Raw genomic sequence first — 23,973 nt, 5'->3', positions numbered from 1 at the left:
AGATCATGCCAAAAACCACATGTAAACGTAGCCGCAAAGCGGCGCTCATTTTTATGGTGCCCGCCGCCACCTTGTTACTACAAGGCTGTGGCCAAGAAAAAACGGTAGAAGCTCAGGTTTACAATACACCAGATGAGTGTGCTGCTTTTTATAATCCACCGGCTCAATGCCAAGCTGCGTTTGAAGAAGCCGCCGCATTGCATCCGCAAGTGGCTCCTCGTTATGCCAATAAACAAGAGTGTGAGGCTGACTTTGGTACGGGCAGTTGCGAAACCGCACCGCAACAACAAAGTGCTCAAGGCAGTTTTTTTATGCCCATGATGATGGGCTTTATGGCCGGACAAATGCTCAATCGCGGTGGTATGGGTGCACAAGCGCCACAACAAAGCAGTGCAGCGGCGCGCAACAGTGTGCCGACGCAACCGTTGTACAAATCACGGGATGATCGCAGTACTTTTCGCACTGCAAGCAATGCACCGGTAGCTAGCCAATCTGGCCCAACACAGGTTCGGCCATCGGCCGTGCAGCCTAAACCTGCCAGCTTAGCGCGTCGTGGTGGCTTTGGCTCACAAGCGCAGCAACGCGCTACTGCCGCACAGCGCAGCAGCAGTTTCGGCGGTTAACATGAAACGCATCCCCATAGCACCGCGCCCAGGTTGGCAAGATTTCGCTGAAAGTGTGGGCTTTGATTTTCATACCATAGATGGCGAAGTCTACTGGGATGAATCGGCTTATTATCAATTCAGCTTGGCGCAAATTGAGCAAGACTTAGAAGCGCCAACCGAAGAGCTGCATCAAATGGCGTTGGATCTGATCCCCGACATTTTGCAAAACGAACAACAACTTACCCAGCTCGCTGTACCTGAGCGCTTTTGGGATGCGGTGCGTGATAGCTGGAATAATGCTGAACCTCATTTATACGGTCGCCTCGACTTTGCTTACAACGGCCAAGGCCCAGCTAAACTGTTAGAGTTAAATTACGATACCCCAACGTCTTTATATGAAACGGGCTTTTTTCAGTGGGTATGGCTAGAAGATCAGCAGATGAGGGGTGTGCTACCCGCCAATGCCGATCAATTTAACTCCTTGCAAGATAAGTTAGAGCAAGCCTTTGCCGAATTACCCTTACCCCAACCGTTTTATTTTAGTAGCGTGACGCAAAGTATCGAAGATAAAGGCACCGTCGATTATCTGATGGATATTGCGCTGCAAAGCGGCCTAGACAGCCGGTATATTCAATTAGAACAACTGGGTGATATTGACGGCCAGTTAGTCGATTTAGCCGGTTTCCCGATCCAAGGGTTGTTTAAACTATACCCGTGGGAATTTATGCTGCAAGAAGAGTTTGCCGCTACCTTACTGACTACAGAAACGCGTTTCTTAGAACCTCTGTGGAAAACCTTGTTATCTAACAAAGGTATCTTGCCACTGTTGTGGCAAAAATATCAGGGCCATCCTAATTTATTACCGTCATTTTTTGATGACGGTAAAAAGCCATTAACACCCGGCTGGGTACGTAAACCCTTATTCTCCCGTGAAGGTGCCAATATCGAAATGATCACTCCGGATGGACAAAGCTTGTTTGAACCCGGCCCATATAACGATAATGGCTATATTCGACAAGCCTTTGCACCTTTACCCCGTTTTGGTGAACACTTTACTTTAATTGGTAGCTGGGTGGTCGGTGATATGGCCGCAGGTATTGGCATCCGTGAGGATAACAGCCTCATCACTAAAGATAGTTCTCGATTTGTACCGCATATCATCCTAGATTAAAGAATAATTATTCACTTATTGTGGATATAAAGTCACTTTAATGCTATGTTGCCTGCGTTATTTCCGTTCAAGTCTGGCAGTTTATGCCAATAGCTGCCAGACTTAACCTTAAATGTTAACCAAAGGATCTTCATCGCCCGTGCGCACTACTGAACTTGTCAGCGGTTTCCGCCAATCTGCCCCTTATGTGAATGCCCACCGCGGTAAAACCTTTGTCATCATGCTCGGTGGCGAAGCGATTATGCAATCGGGTATCCGCAGTATCGTTAACGATATTGCCTTGTTAAATAGCCTCGGTATTAAAATCGTTCTAGTGTATGGCGCTAGGCCGCAGATCAATCAGGCCTTGCAACAAGCCGGCTTAGAGCCACAATACCATAATCGCGTGCGCGTCACTGACGACGAATCCTTTCGACTGATTAAACAAGTCGCCGGTGCCTTACAATTAGATATTACCGCTCGCTTATCGATGAGTTTGAGCAATACGCCCATGCAAGGCGCACAAATTAACGTGGTGAGTGGTAACTTCGTTATTGCGCAGCCGCTAGGCGTTGACGAAGGTGTCGATTATTTCCACAGTGGTAAAGTAAGACGCATTGATACCAACGGTATTCGCCGGCAATTAGACAACAACGGTATCGTACTGATGGGACCCATTGCGGCGTCTGTCACCGGGGAAAGTTTTAATCTGACCGCCGAAGAAATTGCCACGCAGGTCGCGATCCGTTTAAAAGCCGATAAGATGATTGGCTTTAACGAAGCAGGGGGCATTACTGACGAAGATGGGCAAATTACCGCCGAATTAATGCCAAACCGTGCTGAAGAAATTATGCAGCGATTAGCGGCAGACAGTGATGCTTGTGTAGGTACGGTAGCTTTTTTAAATGCCGCCATTACGGCGTGTCGAGCGGGCGTACCACGCTGTCACTTGGTTTGTTACAACGAAGATGGCTCAATCTTACAAGAATTGTTCTCACGTGATGGTATCGGTACGCAAGTAGTTACCGAATCCGCAGAAAAACTCCGGCGCGCGGCGATCAGCGATATCGGTGGTATCCTTGATTTAATCCGGCCGTTAGAGCAGCAAGGCCTGTTGGTGCGCCGCTCACGCGAGCAATTAGAAATGGAAATTGAACATTTCACTCTGATCGAACGTGACGGTTTAGTCATTGGTTGTGCAGCGCTGTATCCGTTTCCTGAAGATAATGTCGGCGAGTTTGCCTGTTTAGCCGTGCATCCTGATTATCGCGATGCCGACCGTGGCAGCATCTTGTTAAAAAGCGTGATCCAGCAAGCACGACAGCGCAAGTATGACCGGTTATTTGCCTTAACCACCCGCAGCATTCACTGGTTTTTGGAGCAAGGCTTCCAGTTGGTGACTGTCGATGACTTACCTAGTCAGAAAAAGCAGCTGTATAATTACCAGCGCCGCTCAAAAATTTTAGCGCTCGATTTTTAAAACACCACGCCAGCTAAGCTGGCGTTGTTGTTTCAAACAGGGCTAAATCATCTCGATGCACGGCCACTTCACTTGGGCAATACCCTAACAAGCTGGCAATCTGCTGGCTTTTCGCACCACGAATTTTGGCCAGTTCTAAAGCACTGTACTGACTGATCCCCTGCGCCAAGGTAAGCCCCGCCTCTGTTTGCAGCAATACTGCATCACCCTTATCAAAACTTCCTTCTGTCGCCGTAATGCCCGAGGGCAGTAATGATGCGCCGCGCTGTTGTAACGCCTGAGCAGCACCCGCATCAACCACAATACTTCCCTGCGGTTTTAAGTTGTGCCGCAACCAATGTTTCTTGGCGCTGATGCGCTCTTGTTGCCGCTGAAACAAAGTACCACAGTGCCGATCGGCTAATAACGCATCAAAGGTGGTAGCCTTTTGTCCATTAATAATCAGCGTATCAATACCGGCCTTAGTGGCTTTATCTGCCGCTTGAATTTTCGTTGCCATACCGCCCGTGCCAATGGCATGGTGGCTTGCCGCCCGCCATCGCATAAATAGCGGGAGTTACATGCTCAACTAAGGGAATAAGCTTGGCCTCTGGTGTAGTCCGCGGATTGGCATTAAACAAACCGTCAATATCAGAGCAAATTAATAAGGCATCAGCATCGGCTAAAATCGCAACCATCGCGGCGAGATTATCGTTATCGCCCACTTTTAATTCCGCTGTGGCTACCGTGTCGTTTTCATTGACTATCGGCAGCACCTGATTTGCTAACAAAGTGCGCAAGGTGTTATCGATATTCAGATAACGGCGCCGATCTTTTAAATCATCGTGGGTCAGTAAAACCTGCGCACAATCAAAATCAAAAAGCTGTGCCCAGCAAGCCATCATGCGGCTTTGCCCTACTGCCGCCATCGCTTGTTTAATGTTAATCGGCAAAGGTAACTGCTTAAAACTAATCGCATTGCGCCCAGCAGCGACACTGCCAGATGAAACCAGCACCACTTCAGTACCCGCAGCGCGACACTCGGCAATAAAGCGCGCAATCGACAATAAATAGCGTGTTGAACAGCCGTCTGCCGAAGGTGCAATTAAAGCACTACCCACTTTTAACACTATACGTTTCCAACCTCGAACGGGCATATCCTGCATCCTTAGCACTCATTTAACTTACCTAGCTTAAAGTTTGGAAGTCTATATGTCTATTGCTATTTATCTGCTAACACTGATATCAATTCAGCCATGATTCAGCCGCTAGGCCTAAGCTTAGCCTTAATTACCTTGCTTCACGGAGTAACACCATGAATTTAAAAGTCACTACCGCCTTAATAATGTCAGCCAGCTTAGTCTTAGCCGGTTGTGCAACCACAGAAAATCAAAAAACTGCGCGCGGTGCCGCTATTGGCGCCGTTGTTGGTGCTGTTGCGGGTAAAGCTACGGGTAACCATAAAGACAAGCGTATCGTAATTGGTGCTGCCGTAGGCGCATTAGCCGGTGCTGCCGTTGGTAGTTACATGGATAAGCAAGAAAAAGCCCTGCGCGAAGAGCTTAGTGGCTCAGGCGTTAAAGTGATCCGCAATGGCGATAAACTGATGTTGGATATCCCAGCTCAGCTGACCTTCGAGATTAACCGCTCAGACGTGCGTGCCAGCTTATACCCTGTATTAAATGATATCGCCAAAGTATTGCGCGATTATCCTAAAACCATGTTAGTGATTGCTGGCCACACCGATGATACCGGTACACGCCAATACAACATGACCTTATCTACCGCCCGTGCTAATGCCGTAAAAAATTACCTCGTGGCGCAAAGTGTGCAGCCGATACGTTTAGAAACCATTGGTTATGGCCCAGATTACCCGGCTTTACCGAATAATTCAGATGCCAATCGTGCAGCAAACCGCCGTGTCGAAATTCATATTGAGCCAGTAGTTGAATAACCTACAAGCCTTAAACAAAAACGCAGCCTAAAGGCTGCGTTTACTATTTTAATATTTTACCCATGCAACTTTTAGCTTTAGCTAACTCAACACTAAAAGCAGACTTAAAGTAAAGTGGATATCAGCGAATTATTTTTTACCTAATCTGGTTCTAACCGCCATGATTAATCCAAAACCAAACAGCAACAATGTTGCAGGTGCCGGCACGGCAACAGTGTCAGAAACAGAACTAGCACCAGGACCTGTACGATATAATCCGGCCACATCTTCCGCACTTAGCAAGCTATCATTCCATATTTGAATATTATCAATGTAACCTGTGTAGCTTTCTGTTGTTGCTCTGTTAATACCCACTCTGAAATTTTGTAATCCGCCTGGGTTATAACCAATGTTTTGTACGAAAACACCATTAAAATATAAGCGGGCATTACTTCCACTAAATTTTTGCACCACGATATGCTGCCAATCATTCGCAACCGCCGCACCAATAGTTGAGTTAGCACCGTTAGCAGAGATCAGTCTATAATCGCCATCAAAGCTATCTATTTGCCAAGAGTTTGTGGTGTTAGGGTCTACTAAATTTGAAAATATTCCTTTAAATTGGCCTTGGTTTGCTTGCTCAGTGAAAAGCCATAGAGACAAAGTCCAATCCGTTAAACCACCTGGCCCGGTTACGTTTAAATAATTTGCACCATTACCATCAGAGAAATAAGCTTGTTTAGAAAAGTCCGCTGTGCCAACTGTGGCTAAATTGTAAACGGATGATTGGGTGTTGTTGGCAGCATTTCCGTCAAAATCATAAGCGGCAATGAGGCCTGCTGAGGCCTGTGTTGAAATAACAGCCATTGCTGCAAATGCTAATACCCGAACAAATTTCATAGTGCTTATCCCTAAATTAAAACTGTCATTGTTAAGTAAAAATACTTAGTAATACTAAAGTATTAACAAGCAAAAATAATGCCAAAAATTAAACTCATGATTTTATTGAATTTAAAAAAATCCGCTGTTGAGACTGTAAAAAATCCTGACGCTTAAAAAATAGCCAAAATGCTTTATGCCGGGTGAAACGCTTAGCTATAAATAATAATCAGTAAGCTCGGCTTTTTATCGTTTGGCTAACCATAGCGGAGACAACAAAGGGTAACTCAGCGTGATTAGCTAAATGTGTTCTCTTAACATCAACTGTTTTAAAATGTATTACTAAACACTTTCTTTGTGATAAAACGCTGAGCTATTCATGCTCTATATTTGACGATATGCCGCTAAGCAGCCATAGTGGCAGTATTGCAACCGGCATTCATTTTCAATGGCAGTAACGTTTTTATGCGCTTGTCTCTGGTCATTTTACTATTTACAGCTTTCAGCATCAGCGCTTCAGAAAACCTGAGTGACCACGAAGCGTTTTGTCAGCAAGACAACACGATAAGCTGTGAGCATTATCTGCAACAGCAACTTACTGCAACTACCCCCTACAGCAATAATTGGTTTCGGATAAAAGCCTACCAACTCAATTATCTGTTTGATAAACAGCATTTTTTACAATTACAACATGAAGCAGAGTATTTATTAACGCAGCCCGCTATGCCTGATGTGTTTCGGGTACAACTCTATTTTTACTATGCTAAAGCGCTGTTTTATTTTAAAAAAACCGATGAAGCAAAAATCTATGCTGCCAAAGCAGTGGCAATCTTAAAGGAGGTTTACACCGCTTTTGGTAACCCACTGCGAATAGTCGAGTTGGCCAACCTGCAATACTATTTAGGCGAACTTGATCAGGCAGAGCAACTCCTGCGTTTTGCTCAATCGCATTATTCTAAAAGTATCGATCCTCTGTTCTTATTCGAACTGAATTCTAATTTGGCACATATCAGCCATCAGCGAAATGATTTGGCGTCTGCAGCGGCTTACCGTGCAGACGCATTGGCTGCTGCTATTTCGCTTGGTCATACTGGCAAAATGATTATCGGGATGGGCAATCTGGCCCGCACACAACAACTACTAGGCCAGTTAGCGGCGGCAGATCAGCTCTACCAAGATTCGCTAAAGTATACCGCCGAGCCAGAGCACCAAGTGCAACACCATATTCATCTGCTGCGACTGCTGGAGATAAACCTACAGCTCAAACGTCCAGCGCAGGCTTACAGCTACTTTAAGCAAATCGAGCCAGCAGCACTGGGCAGTTTTCATCAACAACTGTATCAGCAACTCGCCACTCGCTTGGCGCAAACCGCTGAGGAATAAAGCATGCATTGCTGCTTAATGTTGTAAAGAAAAACACCGCACTCTATTTTTGCTTAGCGAAGTGTCACAACCCCTGATCACAGCAGTAGAATAGTTTGCTTGATCGATTTACGCACAATGTTAACGTTATTTTCATGCTTAAACCCATTTAACTGCCTATACTGCGCTCATGTTCCGCTCTCAATAAATTAAGTCTATGTACCAACGCAAACTGATTGTCTCGCTTTGTATTTTATTAACCGTGGTACTACTGCAGTCTGTCATCAGCTTTTGGGCGCACCAAAATTCTGAATTTCATACAGAGCGTAACCGAATTGCCAATCAGATGCTGGCAGAGTTTTTCTCGCTGCGTGCGGATAAGCAACGGCTAAAAGTGTGGTTGGCAGAATATCTGCTCACCGAAAATGCCAATACGGATTTTCGTGACACCTTGTCATCCCGTATGCAGGCACAATTGACGGATCTAGACCAACTGGCTATTCGCGATCAACTATACAGTACCAGTGAGGCCGATTTACAACATATCATGGCACAAGTGAAAGTCATTTCACTGCTGCAAAGCAACTTACAAACCTTAGAGCGGGCGCTAAAAACACAAGAAATTGCGCTATATAGCGATGATGCCGAACGGTGGCGTATTTTAATCGCCATGTTTGACACCTTTCAAGACACCGATTTAGCGGAATTGCTGCAACAGGCGATCTTGCAACAAAAACAACGTGCTGAGCTCACCGAGCAAGATGCGCTAAACGCACTGCTGTTAGTCAAACGCGCTATTGCCGCGATCAGTGTCATTGCCATTTTGCTTACCTTATGGCTGGCGATATATCTGTCACGGGCGTTGAGTCGCCCTTTGCAAAATTTGCTAAGCGGCACGCAACAATTGCAGCAAGGGCATTTTTCACACCGCATTCATGAAAGTGGCTCGACCGAGTTTACTGAACTCGCCCGGCAATTTAATCTCATGTCGGGCTATATTTTTGCTTACGCCGAACAAGAAAAGAAAACCCAACAAGCCACCGAGCAACTGGTGCAAACCCGCACCAGTGAGTTGCAAAATGCTTTAACGCAGTTGCATCATGCTGAACAGCGACAAAAACAGCTGTTAACCGACATTAGCCATGAATTACGAACACCGGCCACCAGCATTCAGGGTGAAGCTGAAATCAGCTTACGCGGTAAAGACAAAGATATTGCTGAATATAAAGAAGCATTCGAGCGTATCCTCGCGGCCAGCAACCAACTGAATCAACGCATTGATGATTTGTTATTTTTGGCTAGAGGTGAAGACCGTCTGGTACAGGTTAGCCTTAAACCTTTGCTTACCAGCACTTTTATGGGCATGGCATTGAATATCATTAAGCAACATCTGAATAGCCGTTTTGAACTGGAGCATTGCCTCGTGCCTAGCCTACCTGAAGATCAATGGTTACTGCTCGACGTTGAAAAGTTTGCGGTGGTATTGCGTATTATTACCGACAATGCCCAACATTATTCACGCCAACATACCTGCCTGAAACTGGCGTTTAGCGCTGATCAAAACGAGCTTCGACTGCAACTGACAGACCAAGGTATTGGCCTACAACCGGCAGATAGGCAACAGCTGTTTCAACGACATTACCGCAGTGCAGCAGCACGGCAGGCGCGTCCAGATGGCTTGGGTGTGGGCTTATGTATCGCTAAAGCCATTGTTGAAGCGCATGACGGCAGCATCCGCCTTGACGCTAATGATATTAAAGGCTGCACGGTAACGATTGGCCTCCCTCACTTTTGTGGAACTGAAGATGAAAATACTGATTGTTGAAGATGATGAAAAAGTGGGGAGTTTTTTATCCCGAGGGCTGAAAGCCGAAGGTTACTTGACTTTGTTACTGGACTCCGGCGCAGGTATTTTTGACGTGTTAAGCCAATTTGAGCCCGACGTTATCGTCTTAGACCGCATGCTCCCACAAACAGACGGTATAACCTTGTGTCAGCAATTACGCAGCCAAAAAGTCAATGCCCGTATTCTTATTTTATCCGCACTGTCTGAAGTGGACGAACGTGTTAAAGGGTTACGCGCCGGTGCCGATGATTACCTAGGTAAACCTTTTCATTTTGAAGAGTTACTGGCGCGTATTGAAGCATTAGGTAATCGCATGGCCGCAGGCGAACGCACCAGGCAACTAACAGTAGCCGACTTGCAGCTCGATTTAGATAGCATGACCGCGCAGCGTGCCGGCACCACTCTGACGTTAACCGCCAAAGAGCTCGGCATACTGGAACTGTTAATGAGTAACAGTGGCAAAGTGTATAGCCGCGAGCGCATCCTGACCAATGTGTGGGGCCTAAATGAAGATCCCCTGACCAACATTGTTGATGTGTATATGGCGAGGCTACGGAAAAAAATTGACGATCCTTACCCAATTAAATTGCTCCACACCCGGCGTGGCTTGGGTTACTGCCTGCAAGAATGATTGACTGCGCGACAAGGCATTACGTTTGTCACGTTTTTTCGGAGACTTTTCGATAAAAAGGGCTAGTAACGCTGTTGTGTTACTAGCCAAGGTTGGGATGAGCTGGGTAATACGCGTCAAACACGCGTTGGCAATTTATTGGCTATAAGGTAAAGAAGAATGGTGCAATACGATGCGCAGCGCGCCTTGCTCATCCTTCTTAAAGCCCCAAGTTTTATCCACGGTGGTTACGTTACCGCTTTTGTCAGTCAGCATAACGTGACCCATCGTTAAGGCTAAATCACCATTAATATAGACACTGGCATTGCTAAAGTCATAACCCTGCCAACCTTTTAGCGCAAAGCCGCTGTCATTGGCATATTCGGCATTGTTGCCGATAAAATAAGACAAGGCGCCGTTATAGTTGGTGCGAAATGTCTGGTTGCCATTAGCTAAAGTGGGTTTAAACAACACCGCACCTAAATTGTAACCATAGGCGGCATCTAACACTTGGCGGGCCACTTTTTCAGCTTGCGCTTGTCCACCTGCGGTGTAAGCCGCGCTAATGTCAATGAGTGCTTGTCCCCAAGCTTGCTGCGCTGTTTTCACTTCAGCTTCAGTAATATTGTTGTTTACTACCGGCGAGGCCATAACCGCACTGCTTGCCAACACAGACAGCGCTATTGAAACCATTACTAACTTTTTGTTCATCATAATTATTGTTCCGTTCTATTAAGTTACAAGAGGTTGTATTTAACTGCTGACCACTTTACTCAGACAATCTGAACAACAACTCCCACTAAACATGAACACAACGCAGCACTTAGATTAAAAATAAATGAACAACGGCAACTACGTCGTTTGTTTCAACACACTGGCTTATTTAAAGCGGCACTGTTTGACGCTTGCGCTAACCAGCACTTGTCACTTCTGACAATTCGCATTTGACGGCCATAATGTTACGTTATAACATATGGTAATTGTTATACTGTAACAATTTCCCATGCGCATATTCTGCAAAATACGGCTCGTCATTACTGACAACAGGACCGGATATCGCACACTGAGAGATTTTATGAAAGACATTATCGCCGCGGCGTTATCAGGCCTGTGTATCGTCCATTGCCTTGCTACCCCGATTTTATTGCTGTTGGGCAGCTCTGGCTTAATGCTTGGCGTATTAAGCTCAGAGTGGTTTCATTATTTGATGTTACTTCCCATCAGTGTATTACTGGCTTGGAGTCTGCCTGGTGGTTGGTGCGTACACAAGCATACCGCCCCTTTTGTCTTGGGTTTGGCAGGTTTTTTACTGCTAATCATCTCTCTTTTCGCCTCGCACCATGCAGAAACCGCATTGTCTTTGATTGGAGGTGGGCTGTTAATCGGCGCGCATCTCTATAACCGTCAACTGCTTCTTCAAGCACAAGGAATGCAACATGCTGCCCACTCAGCGTAGTAACGACAAACGCCTCCCCGTTACCGTGTTATCAGGCTTTTTAGGTGCCGGTAAAACCACATTACTCAATCATGTTTTAAATAACCGCGACGGTTTGCGCGTGGCGGTTATTGTGAATGACATGAGTGAAATTAACATTGATGCCCATCAGTTAAATAAAGAGGTCAGCCTTAACCGTGCTGAGGAAAAACTGATTGAAATGAGCAATGGCTGTATTTGCTGCACCTTACGTGAAGATTTATTGATCGAAATTAGTAAACTGGCTAAAGCCGGCCGTTTTGATTATTTATTAATTGAATCGACCGGTATTTCAGAGCCGCTACCCATTGCAGAAACCTTTACTTTTGAGCACGAAGACGGCCAAAGCTTAGCCGATATTGCTCGGCTAGATACACTGGTAACAGTGGTAGATGCCGTAAACTTTATGGCTGACTTTGAGACCGCGCATGACTTAGCCGAACGAGGAGAAAGTTTAGGTGAAGACGACGAACGCAGTGTCGCTGATCTACTTATTGAGCAAGTCGAGTTTTGCGATGTCTTGGTGATCAGTAAAACCGATTTAGTTAGTGCAGAGCAATTAGCACGCTTCAGCGCCATTTTACGTAGTTTAAACAGCCGTGCTCGCATTATTTATGCTGAGAAGGGCCATGTCGCATTGCCGCAAATACTCAACACAGGCTTATTTAATTTTGAACAGGCTCAGCAAGCTGCAGGCTGGTTAAAAGAGTTACGCGGCGAACATAAACCCGAAACGGAAGAATTCGGCATTAGCAGTTTTGCTTTTTATGCTCGTAAGCCTTTTCATCCAGAGCGATTTTACCATTTTTTACATCAAGACTGGCCAAGTGGGCGTTTATTGCGATCTAAAGGCTATTTCTGGTTAGCTAACACGCCTGAGCATGCTTGGCTGTGGCATCAGGCGGGCGGCATTGCTCGTTATCATATCGCAGGACTGTTTTGGCAGGCGGTACCCTCAGAGCAATGGCCCGAAGAGGCAGAGATGCAAGACGCGATTAAACAAAGCTGGCAGGAACCCTTTGGCGACCGCCGCCAAGAGTTGGTATTTATAGGGCAGCAACTGGATAAAACGGCAATACTGGCACAATTGAACGCGTGCTTACTTACTGACAGCGAACTAGCGCAAGGCGAACAGCATTGGCAGCAGCTGCCCAGCTTATTTGTTCAGGAGCTAACCGTATGAGTGCGCTAGCCTTCAATGCATTTCGCCCCCAGATACAACAGGTCATGGCTGAGGATCCCACTGACCTGACCCGCATATTTAATGATGATGTGAACTTAGTCAGCTGGCAACGTAATGCCGATAACGCCATCGCAGAATACTGCCGTACACTGGCGCTCACGATGCCAATCAAACGTATTGTTCACGTCGATTCGATACAAACCGATATTGGTCATGCCTTACCTGATGCGCAGGGAAAAGAGGCTTTTCTGCACGATATTGCCCTGCTCTGCCACATGTTCAGTTGCTTAATGGATTGCCAGCAACTGGGGCTACGTTTAGAAACCTTACGTCAACCGATGTGCCCCAAATTTCATACTGATCATCTGGTGTGCCGTTTGGTATGCACTTATCTTGGCCCTGGCACCGAATGGCTAGACGCGAACGCTAATACCTTAAAAGCTGCCCCCTTTGCCGTTACGTTGCTTAAAGGCTCAGGCTGGGAGGGTAACGAGCAGCACGCTATTGTTCACCGCTCACCCGCCGGTGACGCTCCCCGCGTGTTGCTAACTTTAGATCCGATGTAACATCACACATATCATGACAAACCCGCTAATCGCTGCAATGTGTAATTATCGGCAGCAACGCAAATAAGCTTGTTATCCCAGCTAGTTAAGTAAATTAAGGCTGTACCGTCTTCGCTTCGCTGTAAGCTTGCGTGCCCCACAGCGGTACCGTCGACAGGCTGTGTTTAAAGCTGCCTGAGGTTTCTTTGGTGGAGTAAGACAAATACATTAACGTCTGGTTTTCAGCATCGAAAATACGTCGAATTTTCATGCTTTTAAAAAAGATGCTTTTTGATTTGGTAAACAGCACTTCACCGCTTTTGCTCTTATCTATTTTAGCGATCATCTCAGCAGTAATCGGGCCTGTTTGGCGACAAGCAATACCGCTATCAGAAGGGTCTGAAAGATTTAGATTGGCTTCAATGCTGGATACATGACAAGTCACACCGGTGACCAGCGGATCAGTAAAGGCATCAAGTTTAATATCCTTAGTGGTAAAGACGCCTAATGACACGTCACCTACTTCATTGCGGTTACACCCCGCCAATATTAACAACAGTAAAGCCCCGAAGAGTAAACGCATGTTAAGTTCTCCTTTGTTAAATAAATATATTGGTGCAAGCCACAGCTGGTAACAGTATAGGTACCAGTAAAACACACCGGCATAATTTTTGTCAGTATTAAAGCATGTTGTTCACGTTTCAAGGCCTCAGCCCATACAGATAAAAACCACATACGGTGCCTTTACGTATGGCATACTTCATCATCTAGGTTGTCGGCGGGGTTTGGCTGTCAGCTCGGTTAGTCTTTTTAAGCTCGGAAATGCCCTATATGTATCTGATTTGTTTTGACTTGGACGGCACCCTGTTAAACAACGCCTCTGAGATCTCCCGCTTTACCTACGACACCTTACAACTGTTAAGCGAGAAAGACATTGCCTTCACCATTGCCACCGGGCGCACTATGCTGTCGGCACAGCGAGCGGTGGCGGGTCATAAATTTGTTTTACCGCAAATCTATAATAATGGTGTAACTATCTGGGATCCGAACACCCAGCAACTGACCTTAGAGAACATCTTAGAGCAGACTGAAATTAATACTATTCTTGAGCTTGCTCTGCGCCAAGGGATCTCGCCCTTTGTGCACGTGATTGCACAGCACCAACATGTGGTGTTTCATGCTGAAACCCAGCACGATGTGGAAAAAAGACTGGTCGAAAAGTACTTTAGCGACACGCCACAACAGCTACAGCCGCTAAACGCCTTAGCGCCTGAACATCAGGTCACTAATATCAGCATGATTGGTGAGGCCGCCACCATTCATGCCATGTGGCAAACATTAAACACCTATCCAAACCTGATTGCGTACTCAGGCCCTGCCCTTGAGGGGCCGCAGTATCGTTGGATGGACGTGCATCATTACCAAGCCAATAAAGGCAAGGCCGTCGCGCAGTTGAAAAAACAACTGGGGGCCAGCAAAGTTATTTGTTTTGGGGATGGTGATAACGATTTAAGTATGTTTGCTTGTGCCGATGAAAGTTACGCCCCCGCCAATGCGATAGACGAAATTAAACAAGTGGCCAGTGCGGTGATTGGCCATCACCATGAAGATGGCGTCGCGCATTTTCTTCGCGAACGTTTCTCGTTGTAATAATAAACGCCTGCCAATGCAGCAATACCGATGAGTTTAGTGTTTAGCATGACGCGGTTTGCTCACATCAACACGCCATGAATCATCCCTGAGGCTCCTTTATGAACTTCATTCCAGAAGTTCACCCTTTCGGGCCAGCATAGCTGTTCAAATTCGTTCCCGACGAATTTGTCAGGCCATCCATGGCCTTCAACGGTTGATTTAGAGCAAACAGGTCATGCTTAACTGAATTACATTATACCAATGCAGGCGTTTTTATTATTCAACACTACCTTACTGGTTTGCAGCAAAGGCTTTCTTTACAAAGTTAGGCAAGGCCGCGGCGGCTTTATGCACCTCAACGTTGTAATACTCTGTATCAAAGCCAGCGTTCGCCGCCGCTTCTTCGCGAAAACCGTTAAATTCACCGCTTTTCTTCGCCAAGGTACAGGTCCACCAACCAGAGGGATAAACCATTTGCGGGAAGTTTAGTGTTTGCAAACTGGCAAAACCGGCATCGCTCATCGCTTGACGCATCGCGGTTAATAACGGCATATGAATAAGTGGCGATTCGCTTTGCTGCACTAAGATACCGTCATCGGCTAACGCCGCTAAGCAGCTAGCATAAAAAGCGCGGTTAAATAAACCTTCGCCCGGGCCAATCGGATCGGTAGAATCAACAATAATCACATCAATGGAGCCGGCGGCCGCTTCACGCATAAATTTAATGCCGTCTTCAAATTTCAGCGTGGCACGTGGGTCATTGTTAGAGGCACACAGCTCAGGGAAATATTTTTCCGCCATGCGGGTGACTTGCTCGTCGATATCAATTTGCGTCACGCGCTCAACACCGGGGTGTTTTAACACTTCGCGTAAAGTGCCGCAGTCACCGCCACCAATAATCACCACATTTTTTGGGTTAGGATGCGTGAAAAGTACAGGGTGACTCAGCATTTCGTGATATAAGAAGTTATCACGGCTACTGAGCATAATAACGTCATCAATTACCATTAAATTACCAAAATGGGTGGTTTCGTACATGGCAATTTTCTGAAATGGTGACTGCACTTCGTCTAATTTCTGCGTAATCGCCAGACCAAACACACTACCACTGTCGGCAAACACCTCGGTAAGCCACTTTTTGTCATTAATTACTGACATAATTTCCCCCTGCATCGTATAAGGGGCGTATTTTGCCTGTGTTACAGGCCACATACAAATTTTTTGGGCAATTTTGCTGCACCAACCCGTTATAGGCTTTAAACTATAGCAGTTAATTTTTTTGAGGAAGCACAATGTCAGCTTGGGGTTTTGAAAAAGCGCGATCGATTTATAACGTGGCAGTCTGGAGTGAAGGCTATTTTGACGTCAATCAGGACGGTGATCTTATTGCCTATCCCGACCAAGATCACAGTAAAAACGGGATCAGCTTTCCCGAGCTTACGCAGCGTTTCAAAGAAGAAGGCTTAACCTTACCGGTTTTAGTTCGCTTTACCGATATTTTGCAGCACCGGGTGGACACGTTAATTAAGTCGTTTCAACTGGCCAAAGCAGAAAAAGAATATCAAGGACAATACACTGCCGTTTACCCCATTAAGGTAAACCAGCAGTTCTCTGTAGTAAAACGCTTAATTAGCCACGACAGCGGCAAGGTCGGCTTAGAAGCCGGTAGTAAGCCTGAATTAATGGCGATCTTGGGTGTGACTGAACAACCGCTGCAAATCGTTTGTAATGGTTATAAAGACAGCGAATTTTTACGCTTAGCCACCATCGGCCAAATGATGGGCCACACCGTGTATGTGGTGGTAGAAAAACTGTCTGAGCTTAAAACGCTGATCCGCGAAATTGATAACTTAGGCGCAGCACCGCGCATTGGTATTCGTATTCGCTTAAACTCGGTAGGTAAAGGCAAATGGCAAAACACCGGTGGTGAAAAGGGCAAGTTTGGCTTAACCGCTACCCAAGTATTGCAAGCGATCGACGTACTGCGTGCGGCAAACAAACTCGACCTGCTGCAATTAGTGCACTTTCATATCGGCTCACAAATTGCCAATATCCGTGATATTCACAACGCTATCCGTGAATGTGCCCGTCACTATGCAGAATTGCGCACCCTTGGCGTGCCTATCACCACGGTTGATGTGGGTGGTGGCTTAGGTGTCGACTATGAAGGGTCGAAATCGCGCTCAGCCTGCTCGATGAACTACACCATGATGGAATATGCACGTAACGTCGTTAACGGCTTAAAAGAAGTCTGTGACGAGTACGATTTACCTCATCCAAACATTATTACTGAATCGGGCCGCGCCATGACCGCACACCATGCGGTATTGGTTACCGATGCGATTGATATTGAACGCGCACCGGGTTTAGTCAATTTACCTGAGCCCAGCGAAGATTCACCCACAGTGATCTTAGGTTTGTGGGAAGCTTATCAAAGCGTCACGCCACGTTCAGCAATTGAAGCCTATCACGATGCGATCCACTACTTCACTGACGCTCATGCCCAGTATGTGCACGGTTTATTAACGCTGCAAGATTGGTCGTTATTAGAGCAAATTTACTTCGCTACCATTAACAAAGTGCGCGCAAATTTAGATTTATCAGCGCGTTCGCATCGCAGTATTCATGATGAGCTAAACGAAAAGCTGGCAGATAAGCTGTTCGTTAACTTCTCGCTGTTTCAATCCATGCCAGATGCCTGGGGTATCGACCAACTGTTCCCAGTAATGCCACTCGAGCGGATGAATGAGCCACTGAACCACCGTGCCATTATTCAAGATATTACCTGTGACTCAGACGGTATGCTAAAAAGCTATGCCGATGGTAATGGTATTGAATCCAGTTTACCGCTGCCAGAATACAGCGACGATAAGCAGTATTTACTCGGCATGTTTATGGTGGGGGCTTATCAAGAAATTTTAGGTGATTTACACAACTTATTTGGCGATACCGATTCAGTGCACGTTGAACTAACAGATGATGGCAGCTACAAGCTAACCAATATCATCAAAGGCGACACCGTAGCCGATGTATTACGCTATGTGCAGTTTGATGCGAAGAAGCTGATTGCCTCTTACACTAAACAACTGGCGAAACTTGAAATGGAAAGTGAACGTAAAGATGAACTGCTGGATGAATTAAAAGCCGGCGTTTATGGTTATACCTATTTCGAAGATTAAGCTAGAATAGCAACTGATCGGACGAGTAACGCACCTAATAAGCGCGTTACTCGTCTTACATTTATTTCCTGTTGCCACCTCGGCAGCACTAAATAATCAGGTGCGTTATGTTGGCGTTTTTACCCAAACCCCTTGTCGGTGTGCTCTCCATCCTACTGTATACCATCAATACTTTGTTCTGGTTTGTCCCTATTTTGTTACTGGCCATTCTGAAGTTGCTGCCAATACCACTTTGGCAAAGCGGCCTCACTTATCTGCTGGATGCCTGTGCCGTATGTTGGATCAGCATCAATAACTTCACCACGGCATTATTCACCCGTATTCGTTGGCATTTGCAAGGCATCGAGCAACTGTCGCGTAAAGAGTGGTATTTGATTATTGCTAATCACCAATCTTGGGCAGATATCTTGGTATTACAGAAGATTTTTAATCGCAAAATTCCATTTATTAAATTTTTTCTGAAAAAAGAACTGCTGTATGTGCCGTTTCTGGGCATTTGTTGGTGGGCGCTCGATTTTCCTTTTATGAAGCGTTACAGCAAAAGCTTTTTACAGAAAAACCCGCATTTGCAGGGTAAGGATATCGAAACTACGCGCAAAGCCTGTGAAAAATTCCGCTATAAGCCGGTCTCGATTATGAATTTTGTTGAAGGCACCCGCTTTACCAAGGCGAAGCATCAACAGCAGCAATCGCCATTTGCGCACTTACTGAAACCCAAAGCCGGCGGTACCGCCTTTGTGCTTGGCGCCATGGGCCAACAACTGCATAAGCTGCTAGATGTGACCATTTATTATCCGCAAGGGATCCCAACATTTTGGGATTACATCTCAGGCAAAGTTCATGCTATAACAGTAAAGGTTCAGGTATTGCCCATTACAGAAGACTTGATTGGCGACTACAATGATCCTGCTTACAAAGCACATTTTCAGCAATATATTAATCAGTTGTGGTTAAATAAAGATCAACAACTGGTCGAGCTAGATAAAAACAGCCAGTAAACAAGGAGTGGACGATGTTAAGCATGTTGCCAGGGTTTCTGTTATTGCCGATAAGTTTTAGCTTATTTGCGCTTAATTTGGCATTTTGGGGCATCGTCGTCACCCCGCTGGGTTTATTAAAACTACTGATACCTAACGCTGCCGCCCACCGCTTGATTGCTAAGCTGGGTCGCTTTTGCTATCGCGGTTGGACACGAGTTAATACGGGTCTGATTAATCTCTTTAACGATGTCGATTGGCAAATTAGCGGTGAGCAGCAACTGGATAAAGAAAGCTGGTATTTGCTGATCGCCAATCATAAAAGTTGGTTAGATATTCCGGTGGTCAGTGCTTTTGCCGCCAAACTGATCCCCGAACCCAAGTTCTTTTTAAAAGACCAATTAAAATGGGTGCCCTTTTTAGGAACAGGTTGCTGGGCCTTGGATATGCCCTATATGAAGCGCTATAGCGCAGCGACCTTGGCAAAGCGTCCTGAATTAAAAGGCAAAGATATCGAAACAACGCGTAAATCTTGCGCCAAATTTCGCCACGCTCCCACCACTATTATCAATTTTGTTGAAGGCAGCCGTTGTACTGCACAAAAACAAAGACTACGGCAAAGCCCCTATAGCCATTTACTGCCGCCAAAAGCCGGCGGTATTGCCTTTACCCTGGCCAGTATGGGTGAGCAGTTTAACGCCATCTTAGATATCACGCTGATTTACCCCGATAACCAGCAAAATATTGCGCTTGATATGTTGATGGGCCGTTTAAAACGCGTGGTGATAAAAGCCGAGATTTTAGCCGTTGATCAACACGTCATGGGTGATTACTTTAACGATGCGGTATTTCGCGAGAATTTTCAGCAATGGCTGAATCAGCGTTGGCAGTTAAAAGATCAATACATTAGTGCTTATTATCAGCAGCTACAAAGCGATACGTTTAAACAACCTATCCGCTGTTAATCTTCAGCAACATGGCCGTAAGCTGGCCTGTTGCTTAGAAACCGCTGGCCATCATTGGCTTGGCCGTTAAACAGCGGGGTTTAAACTGGCTTGCAGTAATAAATTACGTGGGGTCAGCTGATAATCACAAAAGGCTTGCACGCTCACCTGATAACCGTGTTGTTGCAAGTACAAGGCTCTATCAAGCACCAAATACAGCTCTAATGGCCGCCGAAACAGGTGCCGAACGGCATCTAACCGCTGTACCAACAGATAACGCGCCTCGCCAGCCGCAAAATAACTCGGCCAGTCTGTAACTGCAGGTGCAGTTAAATGCTGTAAACTGGCCGCCATCTTGGCAAACGCAGCAAAATCGCCACTAAACCACTGCTTGGGTAACGAAGGTAACGGTTGATATGCCCGCTGCCCCGTAAGCTGAGCGCGCCATTCATCATAGGCTAAACGCCAAGTCACTTCGGTTTGCCGCAAACGACTGACCCGCTCACCCGCTGTAACTTGCCCTTGCACCGCCAGTTTTAAATCTTGCCGACTTAGCGCTAACGCATCGGCTTGTGCCTGTTTAGATAACGGCTGATAGTCTGAGCTGCTAATTAAATGATAGCAACAGGGGGCAACTTGTAACTGTTGGCAGCGATGGGCTACCGCCACCGTGAGTAATTGCAGATGGAGTTGACCGCAAGCATGCAAGGCCAGCACTTGTTGATCGGCATGCACTGCTGCAGCGCCAGCGGCACTGAGTACATCTGCCTGAATAAACTGCTGCGAAAGGTTGTGCTGTAAGGCTAAAGCTCTGCCCGCCTCACATAAGCTTGGCTGCCATTCAATACTGGTAACAGCACGGCTTGATTGTGCGGCAAACAGCCGGCCTAAATGGCCTTTACCGGCGCACCATTCCAGCACCGGCAACGCTTGCTCAGGAATAAACTGACAAAACTGCTGAATTTGCGCGAGCTTACGACCATGAATACCATTCGTTAACCAAAATGGCCAGATGCTGCAGTCTGCATCACGCTGGGCTTTCAGCCACAAAGTTAAGTCTGTCAGCTCTGGGAAATACTCGGCAAAATAGTGGCGTTGTTGCTGCGGATCCTGATCTAGCACCGCGAGCTCACTGGCGCCAAGTTGCGACAGTTGTGCATTCAAGGCTGGCGAGAAGGGTAATGTCTGGCAGTCCATCGGTGAGAACTGCCAATACTGGCGATAGCGCTGCAATACACTGCTGAGCTGCTGAAACAACTCAGACAGCGCACTGCCCTGCAGCGGTGCGTTCGACATTAATACAACAGGGCGTATAAACGACGACGATATTGGCTGGCCAACGGATCACCTTTCGGCAATGCCGCCAAAATATCTAAATACAATTTTTTGCTCTGACCAAAGTTTAAATCTTGCTGCAAAATTTTCAGTAACAGCGCTAGCGCTTCTTCTGAACGTAATACCGCCTGATATTGCACCGCTAATTGTTCAATTACCTGCTTATCTTCCGGCGCCGCCGCTAACTTTGCTTCTAAGGCCTGAATTTCTGGCGTATTTGTGGCTTGCTGAGCTAATTCTAATTTGGCTAACACCGTTTTGTACAAGGTATCCTGATCCGCTAAGCGCACTTCCGCTAACAGTTTTTCTGCCTGCGTCAGCTGACCTAAGCTAATGGCACAATCTGCTAACCAAATTTTGATCTCTACACGCTCCGGCGCCAGCGTTAAGGCCTCGGCGAGTAACGGATAAGCGGCGTTCATCTGCCCAGCTTCTAATTGTCGCTGCGCTTTCGCTAGCAAGTCATCTTCCGGCTTGGGTAAGTAAGCGGCCAAGCGTTGTAAAATTTGTTGTTCGGTTTCGACACCGGCAAAACCATCAACCGGTTGGCCTTCTTTAATAAACATAACGGTGGGCAGCGATTGCACACCAAATTGCATGGCTAAATCTTGCTCAGCATCGCAATCCACTTTCGCCAAACACAGTTGCTTGGGATATTGCTGCACTATTTTGCTTAATGTTGCCGTGAGCTGCTGACAGCCGGTACTACGAGCCGACCAGAATTGAAAAAGCACTAACTGTTGCATCGAGCGATCGAGGATCTCCCGCGCATTCATCATGGTGACGTCAACAATAGGGTTTTGCATTAGCGGTAAATCCTGTAACAAAAGTGATAGTTGATACTATGGTGGCGCCGCCGCCCTTTTTAAAGCAGTAAAGATGGCTAAAAAGTGAAAAAGGCATCGACATTCCCAAGCAGTTGCCGTAAATTAATTAAGCGCACAAAAAACGCCAGCAGAGCCATAAAGAAAGCGCAGGAACTGTAGCGAAAAGCTTACGCTTCCCGACATACCAGCCCACGTAGCACCACTGACAATCCGGTAACGGAATGTCGGCAGTTTTTGGTATTTAATGCCTTAAAACTGCTTTTACCTCAGCAACTGATGAGATACTACATTATGACAAGCCAATCCAAACAAGCCGAGATGTTATCGGGCGCAGCTATGGTGATCCGCGCGCTGGCCGATGAAGGGGTAGAATACGTCTATGGCTATCCCGGTGGCGCTGTGCTGCATATTTATGATGCGCTGTTTCAACAAACTCAAGTAAAACATGTGCTGGTACGCCATGAACAAGCCGCCACGCATATGGCCGATGCTTATGCTCGTGCTACCGGTAAAGCCGGTGTGGTGCTCGTGACTTCAGGTCCGGGTGCCACTAACGCCGTCACCGGAATTGCCACCGCCTATATGGACTCGATCCCGATGGTGGTGCTCACCGGCCAAGTGATGAGCCATTTAATCGGCGAAGATGCCTTCCAAGAAACCGATATGCTCGGTATTTCCCGGCCGATCGTCAAACATAATATGTCGGTGCGCCGCCCCGAAGATATTCCGGCACTAATTAAAAAAGCCTTCTATATCGCCCAAAGCGGCCGCCCAGGCCCAGTAGTGCTCGATATCCCGAAGGATATGACGATCCCCAGCCAAACCTTTGCTTATGATTACCCAAGCGAAGTGAAGCTGCGTTCATACCAACCAAAATTAAAAGGCCATAGCGGCCAGATTAAAAAAGCCGTTACCGCGTTATTAGCCGCGAAAAGACCGATCATTTATGCTGGCGGCGGGGTCATAATGGGCCACGCATCAAGTGAACTGACTGAACTGGCGCAGCTATTAAATGTCCCCGTAACCAACACCTTGATGGGCTTAGGGGCTTATCCGGGTGAAGATAAGCAATTTATAGGCATGCTGGGGATGCACGGCAGTTACGAAGCCAACCAAACCATGCACCACGCCGATGTTATTCTAGCCGTTGGTGCGCGCTTTGATGATCGGGTGACCAACAACACCAAAAAATTCTGCCCAGATGCCACGATTATTCATATTGACGTTGATCCGGCCAGTATTTCTAAAACGGTTAATGCGCATATTCCTATCGTTGGTTTAGTGCAGCCGGTGCTAGAAGAAATGCTTGGCCTGGTAAAGCAGAAAAAGAAAAAACTGGACGAAACCGCACTGGCCAGTTGGTGGCAACAAATTAATGCTTGGCGTGCCGTGCACGGCGGTCGTTATGACACCACCACCTCGCAAATCAAGCCACAGCAGGTCATTGAAATGGTCAGCAAAATTACCAAAGGCAATGCCTTTGTCTGTAGTGATGTTGGCCAGCATCAAATGTTCGCGGCACAGTATTACAAGTTTAACAAACCGAATCGTTGGATTAACTCAGGCGGCCTTGGCACCATGGGCTTTGGTTTACCGGCGGCAATGGGCATTAAGCTAAATTTTCCTGACGATGATGTGGTGTGTGTTACCGGTGAAGGCTCTATTCAGATGAATATTCAGGAGCTATCAACCTGTAAACAGTACGGGCTGGGTGTAAAAATCATCAACCTGAATAATGGCTATCTAGGCATGGTGAAGCAGTGGCAAGATATGAACTATGAATCGCGCTATGCCAGTTCCTATATGGATTCATTACCTGATTTTATTAAGTTAGCCGAAGCCTACGGCCATGTCGGTATTCGCGTGACGAAACCAGAAGAACTTGAGCCGGCCCTAGAGCGTGCTTTTGCCCTCAAAGATCAGTTGGTGTTTTTAGATATTCATATCGATCCGAAAGAGCATGTTTACCCGATGCAAATTCCAGGCGGTGCCATGAATGAGTTATTTTTAAGTAAGACAGAGAGGACTTAACC

Annotated in this window: 21 protein-coding genes and 1 pseudogene; 15 read left to right on the top strand and 7 right to left on the bottom strand. The window is 46.5% G+C overall.

Going from position 1 to position 23,973, the window contains the following annotated elements; all coding sequences use genetic code 11:
- The first annotated feature begins 5 nt into the window (after nt 1-5).
- From ACUJFK_RS02345 to argA, 3 genes are all read left to right on the top strand, one after another.
- Complete coding sequence (locus ACUJFK_RS02345; RefSeq protein WP_306177363.1) at nt 6-623, top strand: DUF1190 domain-containing protein; 618 nt, start codon at nt 6-8, stop codon at nt 621-623.
- A 1-nt stretch (nt 624) separates the two neighbouring features.
- Complete coding sequence (locus ACUJFK_RS02340) at nt 625-1,776, top strand: glutathionylspermidine synthase family protein (protein ID WP_445425953.1); 1,152 nt, start codon at nt 625-627, stop codon at nt 1,774-1,776.
- A 139-nt stretch (nt 1,777-1,915) separates the two neighbouring features.
- Nucleotides 1,916-3,235, top strand: coding sequence for an amino-acid N-acetyltransferase (argA, locus tag ACUJFK_RS02335; protein WP_226750490.1), 1,320 nt, complete (start codon nt 1,916-1,918; stop codon nt 3,233-3,235).
- 13 nt (nt 3,236-3,248) lie between these two features.
- On the opposite strand, the pseudogene proB reads toward argA, so the two are convergent.
- Nucleotides 3,249-4,371, bottom strand: a pseudogene (gene proB, locus ACUJFK_RS02330) (glutamate 5-kinase).
- 158 nt (nt 4,372-4,529) lie between these two features.
- On the opposite strand from proB, the gene ACUJFK_RS02325 reads away from it, so the two are divergent.
- Nucleotides 4,530-5,168, top strand: coding sequence for an OmpA family protein (locus ACUJFK_RS02325; RefSeq protein ID WP_445425952.1), 639 nt, complete (start codon nt 4,530-4,532; stop codon nt 5,166-5,168).
- A gap of 129 nt (nt 5,169-5,297) precedes the next feature.
- Here ACUJFK_RS02325 and ACUJFK_RS02320 read toward each other — a convergent pair whose 3' ends face one another.
- Nucleotides 5,298-6,047 carry a LamG-like jellyroll fold domain-containing protein gene (locus ACUJFK_RS02320; RefSeq protein ID WP_445425951.1) on the bottom strand — a complete coding sequence of 250 codons (750 nt, stop codon included), beginning with the start codon at nt 6,045-6,047 and terminating at the stop codon, nt 5,298-5,300.
- Nucleotides 6,048-6,443: 396 nt separating this feature from the next.
- On the opposite strand from ACUJFK_RS02320, the gene ACUJFK_RS02315 reads away from it, so the two are divergent.
- From ACUJFK_RS02315 to ACUJFK_RS02305, 3 genes are all read left to right on the top strand, one after another.
- Nucleotides 6,444-7,409, top strand: a complete 966-nt coding sequence (locus ACUJFK_RS02315; RefSeq protein WP_445425950.1) for a hypothetical protein — start codon at nt 6,444-6,446, stop codon at nt 7,407-7,409.
- Nucleotides 7,410-7,605: 196 nt separating this feature from the next.
- Complete coding sequence (locus ACUJFK_RS02310; protein WP_445425949.1) at nt 7,606-9,213, top strand: sensor histidine kinase; 1,608 nt, start codon at nt 7,606-7,608, stop codon at nt 9,211-9,213.
- Complete coding sequence (locus tag ACUJFK_RS02305; protein ID WP_445425948.1) at nt 9,194-9,865, top strand: response regulator transcription factor; 672 nt, start codon at nt 9,194-9,196, stop codon at nt 9,863-9,865. The genes ACUJFK_RS02310 and ACUJFK_RS02305 overlap by 20 nt, the downstream gene beginning before the upstream one ends.
- Before the next feature lie 135 nt (nt 9,866-10,000).
- Here ACUJFK_RS02305 and ACUJFK_RS02300 read toward each other — a convergent pair whose 3' ends face one another.
- The gene (locus ACUJFK_RS02300; protein ID WP_445425947.1) at nt 10,001-10,558 is read right to left on the bottom strand and encodes a phosphoribosyl-AMP cyclohydrolase; all 558 of its coding nucleotides are present in this window, start codon (nt 10,556-10,558) and stop codon (nt 10,001-10,003) included.
- 361 nt (nt 10,559-10,919) lie between these two features.
- Between ACUJFK_RS02300 and ACUJFK_RS02295 the strand changes: the two genes are divergently transcribed.
- The 3 genes from ACUJFK_RS02295 to ACUJFK_RS02285 are packed head-to-tail and all read left to right on the top strand — an operon-like array spanning nt 10,920 to nt 13,067.
- Nucleotides 10,920-11,300: a MerC domain-containing protein gene (locus tag ACUJFK_RS02295; protein WP_445425946.1), complete on the top strand. Its 381-nt coding sequence runs from the start codon at nt 10,920-10,922 to the stop codon at nt 11,298-11,300.
- Nucleotides 11,281-12,501, top strand: coding sequence for a zinc metallochaperone GTPase ZigA (zigA, locus tag ACUJFK_RS02290; protein ID WP_445425945.1), 1,221 nt, complete (start codon nt 11,281-11,283; stop codon nt 12,499-12,501). Before ACUJFK_RS02295 ends, zigA begins: the two co-directional genes overlap by 20 nt.
- Nucleotides 12,498-13,067, top strand: coding sequence for a DUF1826 domain-containing protein (locus tag ACUJFK_RS02285; protein WP_445425944.1), 570 nt, complete (start codon nt 12,498-12,500; stop codon nt 13,065-13,067). Before zigA ends, ACUJFK_RS02285 begins: the two co-directional genes overlap by 4 nt.
- A 94-nt stretch (nt 13,068-13,161) precedes the next feature.
- On the opposite strand, the gene ACUJFK_RS02280 is transcribed toward ACUJFK_RS02285, so the two are convergent.
- Complete coding sequence (locus tag ACUJFK_RS02280) at nt 13,162-13,629, bottom strand: CreA family protein (RefSeq protein WP_306177375.1); 468 nt, start codon at nt 13,627-13,629, stop codon at nt 13,162-13,164.
- Between the two features lie 248 nt (nt 13,630-13,877).
- Between ACUJFK_RS02280 and ACUJFK_RS02275 the strand changes: the two genes are divergently transcribed.
- Nucleotides 13,878-14,696: an HAD family hydrolase gene (locus ACUJFK_RS02275; protein WP_445425943.1), complete on the top strand. Its 819-nt coding sequence runs from the start codon at nt 13,878-13,880 to the stop codon at nt 14,694-14,696.
- A gap of 273 nt (nt 14,697-14,969) precedes the next feature.
- Here the strand turns inward: ACUJFK_RS02275 and speE are convergent, their stop codons facing one another.
- A complete protein-coding gene (gene speE, locus ACUJFK_RS02270) occupies nt 14,970-15,836 on the bottom strand; it encodes a polyamine aminopropyltransferase (RefSeq protein WP_306177377.1) in 867 nt (288 codons plus the stop codon).
- 134 nt (nt 15,837-15,970) lie between these two features.
- Here speE and speA point away from each other — a divergent pair, with 134 nt between their 5' ends.
- The 3 genes from speA to ACUJFK_RS02255 all read left to right on the top strand — a co-directional run bounded on the left by speA (nt 15,971) and on the right by ACUJFK_RS02255 (nt 19,799).
- Nucleotides 15,971-17,857 (top strand): biosynthetic arginine decarboxylase, encoded by a 1,887-nt coding sequence (speA, locus tag ACUJFK_RS02265; RefSeq protein WP_226750505.1) that lies wholly within the window; start codon nt 15,971-15,973, stop codon nt 17,855-17,857.
- A gap of 107 nt (nt 17,858-17,964) precedes the next feature.
- A complete protein-coding gene (locus tag ACUJFK_RS02260) occupies nt 17,965-18,855 on the top strand; it encodes an acyltransferase (RefSeq protein ID WP_445425942.1) in 891 nt (296 codons plus the stop codon).
- Nucleotides 18,856-18,869: 14 nt separating this feature from the next.
- Nucleotides 18,870-19,799: an acyltransferase gene (locus tag ACUJFK_RS02255; protein ID WP_445425941.1), complete on the top strand. Its 930-nt coding sequence runs from the start codon at nt 18,870-18,872 to the stop codon at nt 19,797-19,799.
- Between the two features lie 66 nt (nt 19,800-19,865).
- On the opposite strand, the gene ACUJFK_RS02250 is transcribed toward ACUJFK_RS02255, so the two are convergent.
- Nucleotides 19,866-21,074, bottom strand: a complete 1,209-nt coding sequence (locus ACUJFK_RS02250) for a methyltransferase (RefSeq protein WP_445425940.1) — start codon at nt 21,072-21,074, stop codon at nt 19,866-19,868.
- Complete coding sequence (locus ACUJFK_RS02245) at nt 21,074-21,919, bottom strand: co-chaperone YbbN (protein ID WP_445425939.1); 846 nt, start codon at nt 21,917-21,919, stop codon at nt 21,074-21,076. The genes ACUJFK_RS02250 and ACUJFK_RS02245 overlap by 1 nt, the downstream gene beginning before the upstream one ends.
- A 312-nt stretch (nt 21,920-22,231) precedes the next feature.
- Between ACUJFK_RS02245 and ACUJFK_RS02240 the strand changes: the two genes are divergently transcribed.
- Complete coding sequence (locus ACUJFK_RS02240; protein WP_445425938.1) at nt 22,232-23,971, top strand: acetolactate synthase 3 large subunit; 1,740 nt, start codon at nt 22,232-22,234, stop codon at nt 23,969-23,971.
- The last annotated feature ends 2 nt before the right edge of the window (nt 23,972-23,973 follow it).

This window comes from Alishewanella sp. HL-SH06 (assembly GCF_052656265.1).
Note: the sequence above shows the minus strand (reverse complement) of the source record. Positions and strands in the feature narration are given on the sequence as shown.